Origin of the sequence: Cupriavidus basilensis (assembly GCF_000832305.1) — a bacterium.
Lineage (GTDB): Bacteria > Pseudomonadota > Gammaproteobacteria > Burkholderiales > Burkholderiaceae > Cupriavidus > Cupriavidus basilensis_F.
The window spans coordinates 1,484,294-1,499,387 of sequence record NZ_CP010536.1 but is presented as its reverse complement, the minus strand read 5'-3'; the positions used below and the strand labels follow the sequence as shown (position 1 = coordinate 1,499,387).

The 15,094-nt window shown below is 60.4% G+C and carries 16 protein-coding genes and 1 tRNA gene; 1 reads left to right on the top strand and 16 read right to left on the bottom strand.

Annotation, left to right across the window (positions count from 1 at the left end):
- Positions 1 to 5: 5 nt before the first annotated feature.
- From RR42_RS06970 to RR42_RS06960, 3 genes are all read right to left on the bottom strand, one after another.
- On the bottom strand, positions 6 to 1,439 hold the full coding sequence (locus RR42_RS06970; RefSeq protein ID WP_043345119.1) for a hypothetical protein: 1,434 nt from the start codon (positions 1,437 to 1,439) through the stop codon (positions 6 to 8).
- Positions 1,440 to 1,442: 3 nt separating this feature from the next.
- Positions 1,443 to 1,736 carry a hypothetical protein gene (locus RR42_RS06965; RefSeq protein ID WP_043345117.1) on the bottom strand — a complete coding sequence of 98 codons (294 nt, stop codon included), beginning with the start codon at positions 1,734 to 1,736 and terminating at the stop codon, positions 1,443 to 1,445.
- A gap of 133 nt (positions 1,737 to 1,869) precedes the next feature.
- Positions 1,870 to 2,553, bottom strand: coding sequence for a metallophosphoesterase (locus RR42_RS06960; RefSeq protein WP_043345115.1), 684 nt, complete (start codon positions 2,551 to 2,553; stop codon positions 1,870 to 1,872).
- 455 nt (positions 2,554 to 3,008) lie between these two features.
- Here RR42_RS06960 and RR42_RS06955 point away from each other — a divergent pair, with 455 nt between their 5' ends.
- Positions 3,009 to 3,701 (top strand): hypothetical protein, encoded by a 693-nt coding sequence (locus tag RR42_RS06955; protein ID WP_043345114.1) that lies wholly within the window; start codon positions 3,009 to 3,011, stop codon positions 3,699 to 3,701.
- 555 nt (positions 3,702 to 4,256) lie between these two features.
- Here RR42_RS06955 and RR42_RS06950 read toward each other — a convergent pair.
- The 13 genes from RR42_RS06950 to RR42_RS39485 all read right to left on the bottom strand — a co-directional run bounded on the left by RR42_RS06950 (position 4,257) and on the right by RR42_RS39485 (position 14,585).
- Positions 4,257 to 4,330, bottom strand: a tRNA-Gly gene (locus RR42_RS06950).
- 1,665 nt (positions 4,331 to 5,995) lie between these two features.
- Entirely contained in the window at positions 5,996 to 6,637 is a 642-nt protein-coding gene (locus RR42_RS06945) for a hypothetical protein (RefSeq protein ID WP_043345113.1), read from the bottom strand.
- Positions 6,634 to 8,430 carry a DNA cytosine methyltransferase gene (locus RR42_RS06940; RefSeq protein WP_043345111.1) on the bottom strand — a complete coding sequence of 599 codons (1,797 nt, stop codon included), beginning with the start codon at positions 8,428 to 8,430 and terminating at the stop codon, positions 6,634 to 6,636. The genes RR42_RS06945 and RR42_RS06940 overlap by 4 nt, the downstream gene beginning before the upstream one ends.
- Positions 8,427 to 9,209 (bottom strand): hypothetical protein, encoded by a 783-nt coding sequence (locus RR42_RS06935; protein ID WP_144409759.1) that lies wholly within the window; start codon positions 9,207 to 9,209, stop codon positions 8,427 to 8,429. Before RR42_RS06935 ends, RR42_RS06940 begins: the two co-directional genes overlap by 4 nt.
- Positions 9,210 to 9,407: 198 nt before the next feature.
- Positions 9,408 to 9,734, bottom strand: coding sequence for a DNA translocase FtsK (locus tag RR42_RS06930; protein WP_043345106.1), 327 nt, complete (start codon positions 9,732 to 9,734; stop codon positions 9,408 to 9,410).
- A gap of 3 nt (positions 9,735 to 9,737) precedes the next feature.
- Positions 9,738 to 9,962, bottom strand: coding sequence for a hypothetical protein (locus tag RR42_RS39490; protein ID WP_144409758.1), 225 nt, complete (start codon positions 9,960 to 9,962; stop codon positions 9,738 to 9,740).
- Between the two features lie 462 nt (positions 9,963 to 10,424).
- The gene (locus RR42_RS06920; protein ID WP_043345102.1) at positions 10,425 to 10,679 is read right to left on the bottom strand and encodes a hypothetical protein; all 255 of its coding nucleotides are present in this window, start codon (positions 10,677 to 10,679) and stop codon (positions 10,425 to 10,427) included.
- Positions 10,680 to 10,790: 111 nt separating this feature from the next.
- The gene (locus RR42_RS06915; RefSeq protein ID WP_043345100.1) at positions 10,791 to 12,305 is read right to left on the bottom strand and encodes a hypothetical protein; all 1,515 of its coding nucleotides are present in this window, start codon (positions 12,303 to 12,305) and stop codon (positions 10,791 to 10,793) included.
- A gap of 156 nt (positions 12,306 to 12,461) precedes the next feature.
- A complete protein-coding gene (locus RR42_RS06910; protein WP_043345097.1) occupies positions 12,462 to 12,737 on the bottom strand; it encodes a hypothetical protein in 276 nt (91 codons plus the stop codon).
- On the bottom strand, positions 12,734 to 13,027 hold the full coding sequence (locus RR42_RS06905; RefSeq protein WP_043345095.1) for a hypothetical protein: 294 nt from the start codon (positions 13,025 to 13,027) through the stop codon (positions 12,734 to 12,736). The genes RR42_RS06910 and RR42_RS06905 overlap by 4 nt, the downstream gene beginning before the upstream one ends.
- Entirely contained in the window at positions 13,024 to 13,542 is a 519-nt protein-coding gene (locus tag RR42_RS06900; RefSeq protein WP_052494490.1) for a macro domain-containing protein, read from the bottom strand. Before RR42_RS06900 ends, RR42_RS06905 begins: the two co-directional genes overlap by 4 nt.
- Positions 13,539 to 14,054 (bottom strand): hypothetical protein, encoded by a 516-nt coding sequence (locus RR42_RS06895; RefSeq protein WP_144409757.1) that lies wholly within the window; start codon positions 14,052 to 14,054, stop codon positions 13,539 to 13,541. Before RR42_RS06895 ends, RR42_RS06900 begins: the two co-directional genes overlap by 4 nt.
- Positions 14,055 to 14,216: 162 nt before the next feature.
- Entirely contained in the window at positions 14,217 to 14,585 is a 369-nt protein-coding gene (locus tag RR42_RS39485; RefSeq protein WP_144409756.1) for a hypothetical protein, read from the bottom strand.
- Positions 14,586 to 15,094: the final 509 nt, after the last annotated feature.

The following is a 15,094-nucleotide window of genomic DNA, read 5'->3' as shown; positions in this document are numbered from 1 at the left end:
CACGGCTAGCGACCCCAGTAGCCGATGTTGTAGTTGGACAGCGTGACCGCAATCGTTAGGCTATCGGCGGTCATGTAGCGCCACTGCTCTGGCAATTGCGTGGACGGCAGCGCACCGATGCTGACGGTAAAATCGCTCCCTCCGTCCTGGAGCGCCGCCACATTTGCTCGCAACTGCTCGTACACGCGCTTGTACTGCGGGTAGAACATCCCCGCCTTGGCCGTCGCAGAATCGATCCCGTATTGCCCTAGCAAGACATCTTGAATCTGCGTCGAGACAGCCGTAGGCTCGTGAACTCGTGCGACTGTTGCAGCAATGGTGGTACCGATTGGTAGCACCACCGGCATGACAAAGGCAACATCGTACGAGTCGTCCGCTTTGGTGATGAGGGCTCGAATGTCACTCTCGTACGTCGTCCGATCGCCACCGTCAGGCGGCTGAAATGAAACAAACAGCCGATTGATGTTGTCGACGCTCGCCCCACGCACCTGCTCCTCAATGGTCTCGTTCCAGACGGACAGGAACTTGAGGCTCGGCATGTTGCGCCGGATAAGGAAGTCGAATTCCCCCAGGTACACAGCGCTCGCGTCATAGGTCGACGGATACTTGCAGAGCTCCCGAAGGGTATCCATATCGATGGGATTCTGCCCCGGCACCAATACCGAATCGAGCGTGATCTTCACCATCGAGTCCTGCGGCGCGAGCGTGTACTCGAGTGCGAACGGACTACCCGGGTCCAGGTCGAAGTTCCCGTTGGTGTCGTTCACCGTCACCGTGAAGGCTTCACCGGCCGCCGGCTGGTATCCCACCACCCCGCCATATCCGAATTTCACAAAGATCCGGCGATACTCGTCTGATTCCACGTGGAAGATGCGATCGCCAGCGCCGACGTTTGTGAACTCCTGGGCGTAGGTGAATGCGTTCCCATGGGCATCCGCTAGGGCAATCCCACCGATGTACTGGCCGTCGTCAGGCTGCGGCACCTCGATGGTGTAGAAGGGCTGAGACCCTGTGACCGTGTGCGCGATCGTGCGGGTCTGGCGCTGGAGCAGTTGGGCAAACCCGGTGCCGCCGGCCACCACTGTGACGGGGGTATCCACCACGTAGGGACGACCAGTCGGGTCCAGAACGCTACGTCCAGCGATGAGCGCGAAGTCGGCTGCCGTCGGGTTGGCCACCAGAACCTTTACCCGGGTAGGCGTCCCAACCGGGATGATGCCCTTCAGCGCGGCATCGGCGAGCACAGTGGAGTCCCGCACCTTCTCGAAGGGCTCCATCATGCCAATCTCGAGTTGCTGCGAGAGCATCGAAGCCATCTGCGAAATGGCGCTCAGGCTGGCGAGAACGGTGGGGTCTCCAGCCTGGAACCGCGTGGCAACGGCTGGGTATTCCTGGATCCTGTCAGCTACAGCTCGGTCAAAGTCGCTCTTCGTGTACATGCATCAGCCTTTTGGCGCTTCGATCAGTTTCCCGGCTACTTCAACGAAGATGCTCCGCTTGTCCGGCTGGGTGTCCTGGTAGTACAGGTTGACGGCGTTGTTCGGCAGCGCAGTGATCACGGGGACGTCGGTCCGCAGCTTCCCAAGGAAGGCATCAGCCAGGCCGGCTGCCTGGGGTGTCTGGAGCATGTCCTTGATCGGCGAGCCATAGGGCGAGCCGAGATAGCCATTGGGGGGCGTGCCCAGCCAATGGGAGACCATCGCTTGGACGTCTTCGCCGGTGATTTTGGTTGCCATGCGGAGGATTATGGGAGGCGGGGCCCATCCCCATGAGTTTCATTTTCCGGGAAGAAAAAAGCCCGCAGCGGGGTGGGCTGCGGGCCAACATGCCGGGATAGCACGGGAGACAATCGGTCAGTCTGACCCAGGGCTAGGCCGCCTTGACAGGCTCCATAGTCGCCAAGTCGATGATCGTGAAGTCGCGACCCCGGCGATATGCCCCAGTGTCGCAGTAGTACACATTGCCAAGGCTGGTGAAGCGCTCTACAACGTAGTGGCCAACCACCACGGCGCGCACGCCGGCCACGTCATCATCGCAAACGCATTTGATGCGCTGGTCCTGCCACATACACCAAGCCTCGTACATCTGCTTGGCTGGGCCAGTCAGTGCGAGTTCAAGGCGAGACCAGTCGGTGACGGGACATTCGGCGTGAACAATTCCAACCAAGCCGGATTCAGTCTCCACCTCCATGGCCACCGGAAGGTCGGCGAATGCAAGCGCATAATCTGCCCTCTCCGCCGGGGTCATACCGATGAACCACGCACCGCCGTTAGCGTTGTATGCGTACACGTCGATACCGTGGCGGTAGTGATGGATTGCCATGTCCTCGTGGTTTCCGCGCACCGCATGGAACCATGACTTGTCCAGCCAAGAGAGCACTTGCTCCGATTCCGGGCCGCGATCCACCAGGTCACCGGTGCTGAAGAGTCGATCGCAGTATGGGTCAAACCCGATACTGTCGAGCTTCACCTGCAGGCGCGAGAAGCAACCGTGGATGTCGCCGACAGCGAAATCTCGGCCGGCCGTGTTCTTGCCGAAGTGTTTGACGCTCATAGCTCGCTCCGTTGCGCCAACTCGCCGGGGACCGGCAGTCCACCTTCCTCGATCGCTTGGGTCCGGTAAGCCGGGGTGAGTTTCATGGCATGCCTCAACCGTCGTCGCTCGGCCAGCCACAGGCAGACACGAAGACACCGGCCCATAGGAACACACAAACGGGAAACCACATGCTCAATCTCCTTGGGTGGTGCGCCCATCGGGCTACGCTTTCGCGCTGGGCGCTGCCGTAGCGGGGTGTCGGATTGACACGGCCCCGCGCCATGTCATGTGTCCGGGCGATTTACCCCTCACCCGCGTGACCCGACTGCACGATCTTCCGGGGTGGCATGGATTCATCTTGGGATACGGGATTGAGTCAGCGGAACGCCGTTTTCCATCTTCCCCAACAAGAGGCCTGATCTCCTGTTGCCTTAGAATTCACGTCAGGACCGAACGTACTGCAGGAGGGGGAAATGGATTGCTGGATCTGCGGGAAAGCTGCCGAGACGGGAGAGCACCTGATGAAGGTCTCCGATCTGAGGGGGTTGTTTGGGCACGTTTCTCAGAACAAGCTTCTTTATGTTCACTCGAGTAAGGCGCGCAACGTCCCAAAACGCACAGTGATGGATCCGGCCTTCAAGTCGAAGGCTCTTCTATGCGCGGACTGCAACAACAATCTCAGCCAGCCGTATGACAAAGCATGGGAGCAATTGTCTGGCGATCTGAGAAGTCGACCATCTATCCGACCGGGGGACTCAATTGAGATGGCTGAAGTATTCAAGCAACCGGTGGAGGATGCTTTGCTTGATACCCACCTCTATTTCGTGAAGCTTTTCGGCTGTCTAATCGCCGAACACAAGGTTCCAATCGATCTCCGCCCGTTTGCGAGTGCTTTTCTTACTCGAACGGCGCATCCGCACGTCTTCATTGCCATCGGTCCAACACCGTCCCACGAGCCGGGTACTAGGGTCGCGGGCTGGACAGAAGTGAATGGAAACGACGTCGATGGCAGGTGCACATTCGCCTATTGGTCCTACCACGTCGGAATTGTCGCGGTGAGAATCCTGTACGCCGAGCCTGGGATGCGGCACAAGGAGCTGGTACAAGCGTGGCACCCTGACACCGCGGGCCGGCTCATGCTGATGGCTAGCTTCGACAAGATCTAGGCTAGCGGATCTAGCCGACCCCAGAAAAGACAAACCCGGCCGAAGCCGGGTTTCGTCAACATTCCCGTGTTGAAGTCGTCATGGTGCTGCCACTAACCCCACTCCGTTTTCCATGCCCTGGCACCCAGGCGTGGAGTAGGCTGTGGGCTTGGCTGACTCCGCCAGGCGGGCGATCCAGCCCCCGACAGCGCCGGCGTCACGGGAAAACGCCAGAAGCAGAGCACCACCAACAAGAGCAGGTATGCCATTCGTTTCGTCCCGTTGTCGAAATTGAAGAAAGTGGCCGGACGCTACCCCGGCGGCACGCAAAGTCCATGCAGGTTTCTCTTGCTCCCAGCTCGCGCCTTCCGCCTGGCAAGTGGCGGCATTTTTGGCTTTCGACAGAGGAGTGTCCTGATACGGGGCTCGCATCCCCGCTTCACTTTCAGGCATGACGACTGCCGCCACCTATTGCCGGGCGGTCGGCGGCTGCTTTCGCTGGCCCTTTGGCAATCGCCATGCATGAAAGAGCTGGTTACGGGTTCCAGCATCCGCCCTATTGTGCGGTAGGTTTCTTGGAGCGGGCTGCCGGATTCGAACCGGCGTTGGCGGCTTGGAAGGCCGCTGCCTGACCACTCGGCCAAGCCCGCATACAGTAGAGGGCGCGGATCACCGCATATCACCTGCCTGCTCGGCCCACGGGCTGACGACTAGGTGGCCCCTCATGGATGTCCCTGGACGTTACGTTCTCCTTCCCAATGATATTTGGGCGAGTCACTTCTCTGAAAACAGACATCCATGAAGGTGCTGGTTACGATTCCAGCGACGGCATTTCGGTCCGCCCGCACTCTGCTAATCCGTCCCGTGTGTTTTTCGCTTGCGCGCCGCCTCCGGGCTTGCGGCTGAGGGGCCGGCGCTGATCCCGGCACAGGGACGCGGTGATTTTTTGTATTCGCCGCTTTGCTCACTTACGTGGTACGGCCCAGGACATTCGTCGCCGCCGGTTCGCTTCCATCCGCCGCGCGTCAGCCCGCGCATTCCCTCATGCATCACCACACCGGCGCGGGTCAGACCGTCGTTTAAGGTCCGGCTACAACCCCGTGACCCCGAGATGGTGATGCATGAAGGGTCGGGCTTCCACCGACTGCCAGGCCAAGAGTCCAATCTATACCTGTCTGAAAGGTGCATTCGCATGCATGCCATCAAGTGAACGCCCTGAGCACCTGTCGCCAATTCGGGAACAAGGCAGGGAGGCTATGCGTGCCAACCCTGCTACCGGAGTCATGTGGCCAAAGGCCCACCGGATCGCTCATTTGCGTTTTAGCTGCTGAGGTGCGCTACCACCTCTTGTCGCCATCTCTGGCCGCGCCCACTGGACAGCAGGACGCTCACTTGAAAGCTGAAGGTGGCCGGTCGCTACTCCGGCTCGTCGCGGTTCTCTATCTGCCGCGCGGAGGACCAGTCCATTCACGCGCTACGTGTTCTCACCCTCAAGTGTGCGGCCGCACATAGGTGTGTGGCCTGGAATCGCGGGATACCCCGCTCGGGGCAGCCGCACGCTTGAAGATGCCGGTACTCTCCCCGGCTAGTCACGGATTGGGCCTTGCGCCCCGCACGCTACCGTCTCGCTGCCACCTCTTCTCCTTCGCCGGTGGCGACCCGGCTACTGGTGGCGATCAGGAATTCCAGCCGGGTACTCTCGTCCGGCGATGCGTCAGACTCCTGCGGCGGAGCCATCTTGCAACAGGTGGCCGACTTTTCGCTGTCAGCCGCGCCAGCAAGCGAGAGGTGCGCTAGCTGAGTCTTGTGTCGGACCTACCTAGCGACCACCCACCACGGCAGTCATTCGGATTGCTGCGTACTGCTGCAGCGCGGCCCTCTCGGGGTGCATTCTGTAGCCGGTTACGCCGGCCAGTCGGGTTCGTGTCTCAAGCGAACCACTGCGCCCTTGGTAGACATTTAAAGAGACCGTCTTGAAGGGTCACCATCCAGTCTCGGTAAGCGCACTCGCTGAATGTGCTTACCGAGATTGGTGACAGACTGGCCGCGCCGGCGTTTCGATGCACGGCGGCGCGGCCGACTATCAAGGACACTGCACATTACCCTGTCCTTTCGGGCTGCCGTAGGAGACGGACGTTTGACTCCCCGCTTGCGCGGGCCGCATGTGCAATACGGTGGATTGCTCGGGGCCGCTTACGACCGGCCAATCTTCCTGCAGTTCGGCGGTGCCCCACGGCCGAGGAGGCCTTCACCAACGAAGCAGAATTCGTATTGGCCTAAGTATAGCCATGTATGCATATTTTTCAACAAAAACTTTACTCGGCTAGTGGTCCTAGGCAAACAGCTTCTGCGCGCCACTTGTCGTGCCCGAGCCTGTAGGCCTCCGCCTGGCGGCGGTCTACTTCCCGCTCAGACTCTGCGATCCATGCCTCCCCGTCGCCAGTCCTGAACCAGGCAAAGAGGTGCTCCGCGACCTCAAGGTCATTGACTGAAATTTCCGGGCGACGAACCAGGCTCAACTCTGATTCATGTGGCCATTGCCGCCCAAAGTGGTCGTCAGGGGCAAGCATGTATTCGATCGTCCTGTAGCCACGATTGATCCCCAAAGACCTCCGGTTTTCTCCTGCCCAGGCATACAGGTATGACTCGGGTCCAGCCCCGAGCTCTTTCAATCGCTTCGCGATGTACAGGATAGCCCGACCGCAATTGCAGCCAAGCCAGCAGACCACCGTTGCAGCCACAGTAGCATCGCGTTGATCGACTTGGTCCTTGTGGTAATTGCGCAGGATCGTCTCGAGCATCTCGTTGGGATGGCCCTCTCCATGCAGGGGAACGCTCGCCATCAACTCGCGCCACCGCTCCGCAAAGACCTGTTCACCGATATGGCCGGCGCGGGGCTTGCGGACGGGGCTGTGGTCCAACCAGCCCTGATTCAAGAGCTTTTGACTACCCATCATGAGACCTCCGCAGGCTGCGCCACCGACAGCGCCACGGCCACGGGCTGGACCCACACCGGCATGGCCGACAGCATGAACGTCTCGCCGGTCTCGGCCAGTAGCAGGGTGGTGCCCATCACCTCGGCGATCGCGCACGCGGCGTCCGGCGGCACAGCGTTGCCGATGCGCTCGCGCCAGGCCTGATCGCTCAGCCCGTCCAACTCGAGATATTCCTCGGGCTCAACAAGCGACTGCAGGCAGGCCAGTTCAAACGTAGTGAAAGGGCGGTGCCAGGTACCGTCCAGCGCGCGGATGATCGCAATCAGCTTGTCGTTCGCCGCAGGCAGGCGCGGGTCCGCCACAGACCACCGGCCGTTGTCGTGGCCAGCAGCAGCAGACACCGCACCGCTCGGCTGTTCCCAGCCCACCACGCCATAGTGGCCACCGGTCAGGTAGTGGTCGCCGCGCTCGCGCCGCATGCCCGGGCGGGGATCCGCCACGGCATAAGCGCCCTGGCCGGTATCGCTGCGAGCGATGACCGTGCCGGCCGGCTCGTCGAATCCGGTGATGCGGTACTTGCCCGCGCCCTCGAAGCCGGTCGACGCGCGCGGGTCCTGCACGCACTGGCCGGTGCCGTGGGCGCCGGTTACTGCGCCGGCGGCGTGGCCCCACGGCACGATCCGGAACTCGTTATTGTGCTTGGCCGGGCCAGCGTGACGCGGGTCCGCGACGGTGTAGTAGCCCTGGCCTGGCATCTGCTGCGCAGCGATGGTGTTCGTATGCTGGTCCCACGGCAGCACGCCGTAGGCATGGCCGTCATTCCATTTCGCGCTTTTGGCGAAACGGGGATCCGCAACGCTGAACGTGCCGTTCGTCGGCCCACTACGACCAGCGACGGTCCCGCTGGGCTCGTCCCATCGATTCACCCCCATGTAGCCGTCGCGATATTCGGGCACGATCAGGTAATCGCTGAGGTGGCCGTTCTCCACCGCCAGCTTGTTCAGGCTCCGCCAGTCGCTACCGGCCTCAACAAACGCCAGCCGCACCCAGGTCTTCCACTGCAGCGACGGCACGCGGTGCATCGGTCCGCCGGCCGGATCGCCAGGCAGCGGCATGCGGCCCAGCACGGTACCGACGCCCTGCAGGCGATGAATCTCAGGCTCGTAGAGGAAGGCCGGGACCTGCTCCATGTGCCGGGCAACCATCAGGAAGCGCTTGCGGCTTTGGGCCAGCTTGCCGATCTGGCCGCAGTCATGCGTAGTCTCATTCACAGCATAGCCGTAGTGGCGCAGGATCTGGTTGATCTGGTCCAACAAGTGCCGCCCGCGCGTGGCCAGTCGCGGCACGTTCTCGAAGACGATCAGCTTGACGGGCTTGTCTTTCCAAGCCTCGCACATCAGCCACACGCAGCGCAGGGTCAGCTCGTTCAGAGCTTGGTACTTCGGTGTGCGGCTGAGCGCCTCGGACAGCAGACCGGACGCGCCCTTACAGGGCGACGAGATGAACACGCAGTCGGGCGTCTCGTTGCCGGCGGCACGCCGAACGTCGGCGGCCGTGGCCTCGCGCCAGCCCGCCGGCGGCTCTTTGCCGTGGAAGGCGGTGTACATCGCCCGGGTGAACAGGTCCATCACTGTGCACGGCACGCCAACGAGGTGCTCGAAGTCGCGCGCCGCTGCCGGGTCGACGTCGATGCCGCCGATGCAGCGCCAGGTCGCGATCATGTTGCCCACCTGGGAAGCAGCCTTCTTGAAGCCCTTGGCCCCGCCGCCCAGGCCGCAGCAGAAGCCGAACGTCTTGTATTCGCGGTGGATCATGCGCGCTCCTGCCGGGCGAGCCGTACTGCCGATGCGGATAGCAGCGTGCGCGCATGGCAGCCTATGCCGTGCGGCACTAAACTGCCGTTCGCATCAAGCGAAATCAGGGCCTCAATGCATCGAACCAAGTGCACGTTGTCTCCCGCGAAATCGTCCGTCAGCCCCAGCTTCGGCATGGATGCAACCGCGAACGGGTGATATCCCTCGTTTCCGTACTTCGCATCCATCAGCGGGCGCGCGACCGTGGCCTGAGCACTAGCCCGGACCGCGCGAACGCAATCGAAGAGCTCCAAGACAGTGTTTGGGTTGGCTGCCGCGAGGTAAGCGCGCAAGCGCTCATCGTCAGCATCATCGCCGGTGTAGGCGGCAACGTCCGTTTCGATGAACGGGTAGAACTCGCTTTCGATCAGAGAACCGACCTTTCCATCTTGGGCAGCCCACTCATTCGCGTTGCCGTGAGCAATGGAGCGCGCAGTGAGCTCCAGGGCCTCGTGCTTGGCATCAACTCCGGCCACCTTCGCTCCTTCCTTCAGGCGCTCGATTTCCGCCAGGATCGGCGCGGCACCGCCCGCCTCGTCAGCCGGGATGCCCAGAGCCTGATCAATGCAAGCTAGGCTGCGGACGGCGTCCTCGTACATGCGCTTCCAGCTGTCATGCTCGCTCGCCAACGCCATGTAGTCGCTGACCGCGACAAACCCGCCATTGGCGTGCTGGGAGACCGATCCGGTCCATCTGGCAACGGTCAGTGCCTGCGCACCGGGCTTCATCTCTTCATTCATTGTTGGATTCTTCCGTGACGCGCGCACAGAGCGGCAATTCCCCGGCATCGAGGTCGCCATGTGCCGCAGTGTTGATGAGTTGGGCACAGTGAGCGCAGTAGTAGGCTCGGGTGCCACGGTTAAACCAGTCCGCACCAGGCGCAAGACAGGCTGATCGGTTGCACAAGCCTTGATAGGCCCCTTTCGTGGGCACAGTCGTCAGCGATGGCATGACAGTTCCCGATTTGCAGCAGCGAGCTCTCGCTCGGCATCCGCTAGCGCCTCGCGACAAATCCCGAGTTGGCTTTCAAGATCCTGTACCCGCCTATGAAGCGTTGCGTTCTCTGCCGCCAGGGCATTTGCCGTGTACTCGAACAGCCCCGTTGGGAGCCTGCGAACAAACGTGGTCTCCTGGCTCATCCGATCCATCAGGGACATGGCTACCGCGTAGGGGATCTTCAGGCAGCGCTCGACCAGGGTGATAGATGCGATCTGGCGTTCGTGCACCACGGCGACGGCCTTCGCGTACAACGCATCGTCAGTCATGGGTCAATCGCGCTGCGATGCCGAGGCTGCTTCGCACTGCTGCAGATACGGCCCGTGGGGCACCGACAGCAGCCTTCCGTTCAGCCGCGCTGCGCGCCGCCAGTACCAGCCAGGGCGCGGTTCGTCCTTGGTGACCTGGTTATGGCTCACGTAATACGGCTCGGTGCGCATTGATTGCGGTTGCAGCTTGCAACGGGCGCGGGCGTTAGTTCCGGTGACTTTCTTCATGCTGTTCTACCTGCTGAGCTTGACTAGAAACCTGGTGCATGCGGGAAGGCCCAGTGAAAGGCCGTTGCAGCGCAATACAGCGAAAACAGGGCTGTCACGGTCACGACCCCGATCTCCAGGACGGCGCTGTTCAGAGTGCGTGGCCTGGTGATGGCGGTGACAACAAGGGCAAGGGCGAGCGAACTGATGAAGCAAGCAAGGAACATCGCCTTACCTCCTGTTTCCAAGCCCAGGGACGGTATCCCCGGTTGCGGTATGCTTGAAGCCCATCAGCCGTCTCCCCTTAGAAGTCCTGACAAGTGACGGTTGGATATTATGCATATGTGGCTATTTTATCAAGCATTTTTTTAGCCATATACGCATTATTTGGGGCAAAAAAAATGAGCCCCAAGCTCATGTCTCGAGGCTCTTTCGCTGCTGCCAGATAGGTAAGACCCCTCTCGCCCTATCCTTTGAAGCGGATCAGCACTCAGATGGCCTGAGCGTGAACCCTTCGAAGTTGTGAATCAGCATTTCCGATATTGCGCGGAGGATCTCAATACGCCCTGCCTCGTCGGTGTTGCTCAACCCGTCTGCAAGCGTATCGCCGACCTCCTCGACACTAGCGCTGACCCCGTCCTTTGCAGCCTTGGCAACCACCTTCTCGATAGCCAGGAGAATGGGCTTGGCCACGTCTCCGGTGATATAGATGGGGGAGTCGTCCGTCTTCTGATCCATCAAAAACTCCTATGCTTTTGTCTGTGTCACCGTTTTTAGGCGACTATTTTTAGCCATCGGTGGGTATTCTGGACTCACTTATGTCTGACCGCATCCCCCCATGAAGAGGGGTTAAGCATGCGCAAACATATCCTCGGCCTCCTTCCTTGCCTCGTCGCGTTTCGTCACCACCTCCGGAGTCGAACTTGACTCAGCGATGATGTAGTTGGCGTCTTCCAGGAATAGGAAACAGATTGCGTCCCAGATGTCTGGAGATGGAATACCGGCAGCCCGCATATCCTCCTTCTTCTCTATGACATAGCGCGCCTTCTCATCAAAGTGGTAGGGGATGCGGGACCCCTGATCCAGAATGTCCTTGCGCCAGGGCCCTGAGACAATGCCCAGCCGGCCTTCCTTGGCCGCCCGAGATGCATGCACCATGGCCTGCGCGCGCAGATTGAAGAAGCGCTCCTTGTTTTTCGTACCGAAGCAGGAATTACCCCACTTCACCCGTATGACATTGGGCAAGCCCTTTGTCTCTAAACCCTGGCAGACCGCCACCCCCATGCCGCCGGCATCAACCAGGGTGGTCGCGCTCTCAATTTCAGCGACCTGGTGAAACACGTCACCAGTGAAGTCCTGAATGATTCGAGTGTTCGTGATGATGGGGATACCAAATACCTGCACCCGTCTCGCGTCCGGCCCGAAATCACCATAGCCGGACACCTTCGCTAGCACCAGAATCGATTTGTCCCGGTATTCGCCGGCCCCTACGTCAGCCGAAGCGACAAAGCCATAAAGCAGGCCGTCCCCGATTACCTCCTTGTCGAAGCAAGCCTCGAGCTGGCTGCGCCCCAGCAGAAAACCGTCCATGTTCTCGGGGAACCGGCCGAGCACCTTGATCTGGTACTCCACATCGGTGTACTCGAGCTTCTTGTCCCGAATGAACTCGTCCGATACCCGAGGCGATTCCTCCGAGTTGAAAACGAGGGCATTCCACGGCCCACCCTCCGCTTTCGACAGGGAGTGATGCGTATCGTAGAAGAACCCCACGTTTCGCGTCGGCTGGCTCGTCAGCAACATCCGGTTGCGGGCATCTGTCAACGCGCCCGTCAGCACCGTGTAGTTGTTGTCCGGGATGCCCGAGGCCTCATCGGCTATCACCAGGTACCAGTCCCGGTGCATACCCGCCAGATTCTCTGGCGAGCCGCGCGGGGCAGTCTTGGCAATGATGAACCACTGCTGCTTGTAGCCCTTTACGTAGACGCGCTCAGCCTCGACCTCAAAGTAGTCCGCTATCCACCCATGCGGGCCGGCGCGGACCAGGTCCTTGATATCGGTGATCTCCTTCCAAGCTGTGTTGCGGACCTGCTCTATCTTCGGCGCGGTCAGCATCGTGTTACTGAGGAAGTAGCACAGCAGATGCCACAACGCCGTGATACCAATGGCTCTCGTCTTCCCGGTGCCGTGTCCGGATGAAACAGACGTCCTTGAGCCGGCCGGGTTGATGGATTCGAAGAGGTCGATCTGTTGATGTGTGCAGGTCATCCCGCACACCTCAATTGCGAAGCGCGTCAGATCGAACGCATAGCGATCGACAAAGCCCAGCCAGCGGGGGTCTTCAGGAAGCGTCTTTGCTGCCGGCACTACTCGTGGATTCGATATCGCTGTCGAAGTCGCCAGCGGTGGTTATCAACTCCACCATTCTGTTATACCGGGGGCGCCTCAAACGGCGCAACTTTCCGTAATCGTCATCACCGGTTTGGGTTAAGGCGTACCCGTTTCTGCGTGAGACGCAGAATCTTAGACAGTCTCCCATTTGATATTGAGGCGCATTTCCGCGAAGTCCTCGACCGCGCCAACTATCTCACGGCCGGCGAGCGCATGAACACCGTAACTAGCAGTGCTGACGATGTTCCCTTCGCGGTCCAAACCCAGAACGTGCGCGGTCTGATTGGCGACAGCGGCTACTAGCCAGAAACGCGTATCTCCCCGGCCGCCCTTCGCGCGCAACACATCGCCGACCTTCGGCGCGTCCAGGGAAATGGTGATCGGGATCTTTCCCATCTCGACCTTCATTGGAGTCCCTTCCGTCCAGCAACAGCCGTGGCGAGCGATCGACGCACCTTCGCACGATCGCCATCAACCTCAGCGAAAGCACACGAGAAATTGCCCCCATTGCTGGCTACCCGCCGTGCCATCCTGACCATCAAGCGGAAAGCATGGGCATCGTCCTGTAGCGGGTCGAAGTACTCCCACTCGCCGCCGTCCTCGCGCACGTACACTACTTCGAGCTCGCGCACGCGGTACCGCTGCGTCTCGTAACCAGCTGCCTGCGCTGCTGCCTCGATCAGTTCCAGGTCCGTCATACCGGCCGCACCATCACCTCATCCCACGCTTTCCGCATCTGAGCCGCACTCTCTGCCGGAGCCATGCGGCCGGTGAGCGTGCACATGCCGGTGCCAAGCAGGATTTCAACCCCCAACTTCCGAGCTATAAGCAATGCGGCCCGGGTCGCAAGGTAGGCGTTTTGAGACAGCGGAACAGGACTAGGGCGCACCATAGTTGGCGAACTGATCATGGTCGGGATCTCGGGGTCCCCGGTCGGCACTGCGACGGCCTGGCCGATGGGCAGCACACCGCCGTGGCGTTCCCTAAGCAACATTTGCAGACGCGTCTGCAGATCCCACCCGAAGCGCCGGATGTAGACCAGGTCGATTCCCCCATCCATGTAGCCGTAGCTATTTGCTGGGCTCACGATCGCATCTGCACGGCCTGCGCTGAAGATGTCGGCACAGGCAATGTTCACGTCGCCTATCCCCACGAAATGCTGGACCATGGCCAGGCAAACATCGACATTGGTGCAACGGAAATTGAACCTCATGACGCCACCCGTGCGGTATTGCCTCGATCGGGGGAAAGGTCGAGTTGTCCCTGAGGCCCCGAATCCATCTCAGCCTTGACGAAGTCGGCCACGGGCATCATCAACGTGTCATAGGGGTGGTAGTCTGCCTTGAGTCCTTCGACTTCCGGCTTGTACCAGTGAATCAATGCACGGGCGGCTGCCTCCGCGCGCTCAACCCTGGCGATCAATTCCAGGATCGTTACCGGCGAGCATCCCGCGATATGGGCGTCATCGTCTTCACCGATGATGTCGCAGGTCACGCCCTGCAGCGAGCCCTTCTCGTACCAGGCGGTTTCGCCGATTTTTTCACCATGCTCTATGGCGGCTTCTGCCGCTGCCCTCATGGCGCTTATGTCACACGTCATTTTCTCGCCTTCATCATTCAGACACCCACCGCCAGATGGGCGAACCGGTGCGGTATAGGCCAGTCTTCTCAACTCGGCCGGCCTTCTTCTCACCCTGCAAAATGCGATCAACGATGCGATCAGCAATTTCGCTATGGCTCAACCGGAACACCGTGCAGTCAGCTCTAAGGTCCGGAGGCAGCATCTTCCTAACCAAGGGCACAATCTCTGCCACCACGAAAGGCCCGCGTTCCATGCGCGCCAAGGCAGCGGCTTTGATCTCTACAGGCACCTCAAACCCACGCACCTTCATTCCAACGGCCCTCCGACCCAGCGGTACAGCCCTTTCTTGACGCGGCGAACCCGCCCGGCCTCCCGCTGCGTGGTGATGACCTCATGAACCATTTTGTTGATGTCAGTCTGCAGGCGAGCGAGTTCTGGCACGCTCAGCGGCAGCACCCACTCGATCTGACGACGCAGGTTCTCCCGGGTGAACGTGGCGGTCTTTCCCATGCGCTTAAGGCATACGACATGAATGGCTTGTCGAACGCGCTCCGGGTTGATTTCAACGCGCGGCGGTACTGGTGCTGGCAGTGGCGCGCTCTGGGGTTCTCGCTGCTGGTGAGCAAGCGTCCCCATTGCCGCTAGCGCCGCGATATGAGCGATTTTGGTTCTCAAGCGAATCCCTCCTCGATAGCATCATCGAACTATTATGCGCCACATATGGCTATTGATTCCAGCAGTTTTTCAATGCGTCGAACTGCGATGGGCCCAGTTGCCGGCTAGGCTACAAGGCTGCGGCACCGGGTCGAATGGAGGATCAGGGGCTAGTCTCGCTGACAGCGCGGTCGACGCAGCATCGTTCTCCCGTCCCTTGGGTAGTCGGCACCCCGCATGTCAGACGGGGCAGAGTTCGAATAGCGTTCGCTCTTGCCCTGTTGTTTCACGGTGACTCCCCTTGTTTGATTCGGTGTGGAGATGACTTTAAGGGCATTTCGACCACTCTGCAAACGCCCCAAAAAGGCGTTCCGATCAAATAGTTGCGCGCGCGAAGAAATTTGCTAATCTCCTTTTCCAAGCGCCAGCGCGTTTTGCATCGGGATGGGTAATCAGGCCGGAAACCCGCACGGCGCTTAGGTTTCCGGCGATATTTCCGCAGTGCGCACACCACCTGTTTGTGATTAAAA

Bases quoted from the DNA above. Each gene is read 5' to 3' on its own strand.
- RR42_RS06970 (WP_043345119.1), bottom strand. From the start codon at position 1,439: ATGTACACGAAGAGCGACTTTGACCGAGCTGTAGCTGACAGGATCCAG.
- RR42_RS06965 (WP_043345117.1), bottom strand. From the start codon at position 1,736: ATGGCAACCAAAATCACCGGCGAAGACGTCCAAGCGATGGTCTCCCAT.
- RR42_RS06960 (WP_043345115.1), bottom strand. From the start codon at position 2,553: ATGAGCGTCAAACACTTCGGCAAGAACACGGCCGGCCGAGATTTCGCT.
- RR42_RS06955 (WP_043345114.1), top strand. From the start codon at position 3,009: ATGGATTGCTGGATCTGCGGGAAAGCTGCCGAGACGGGAGAGCACCTG.
- RR42_RS06945 (WP_043345113.1), bottom strand. From the start codon at position 6,637: ATGATGGGTAGTCAAAAGCTCTTGAATCAGGGCTGGTTGGACCACAGC.
- RR42_RS06940 (WP_043345111.1), bottom strand. From the start codon at position 8,430: ATGATCCACCGCGAATACAAGACGTTCGGCTTCTGCTGCGGCCTGGGC.
- RR42_RS06935 (WP_144409759.1), bottom strand. From the start codon at position 9,209: ATGAATGAAGAGATGAAGCCCGGTGCGCAGGCACTGACCGTTGCCAGA.
- RR42_RS06930 (WP_043345106.1), bottom strand. From the start codon at position 9,734: ATGACTGACGATGCGTTGTACGCGAAGGCCGTCGCCGTGGTGCACGAA.
- RR42_RS39490 (WP_144409758.1), bottom strand. From the start codon at position 9,962: ATGAAGAAAGTCACCGGAACTAACGCCCGCGCCCGTTGCAAGCTGCAA.
- RR42_RS06920 (WP_043345102.1), bottom strand. From the start codon at position 10,679: ATGGATCAGAAGACGGACGACTCCCCCATCTATATCACCGGAGACGTG.
- RR42_RS06910 (WP_043345097.1), bottom strand. From the start codon at position 12,737: ATGAAGGTCGAGATGGGAAAGATCCCGATCACCATTTCCCTGGACGCG.
- RR42_RS06905 (WP_043345095.1), bottom strand. From the start codon at position 13,027: ATGACGGACCTGGAACTGATCGAGGCAGCAGCGCAGGCAGCTGGTTAC.
- RR42_RS06900 (WP_052494490.1), bottom strand. From the start codon at position 13,542: ATGAGGTTCAATTTCCGTTGCACCAATGTCGATGTTTGCCTGGCCATG.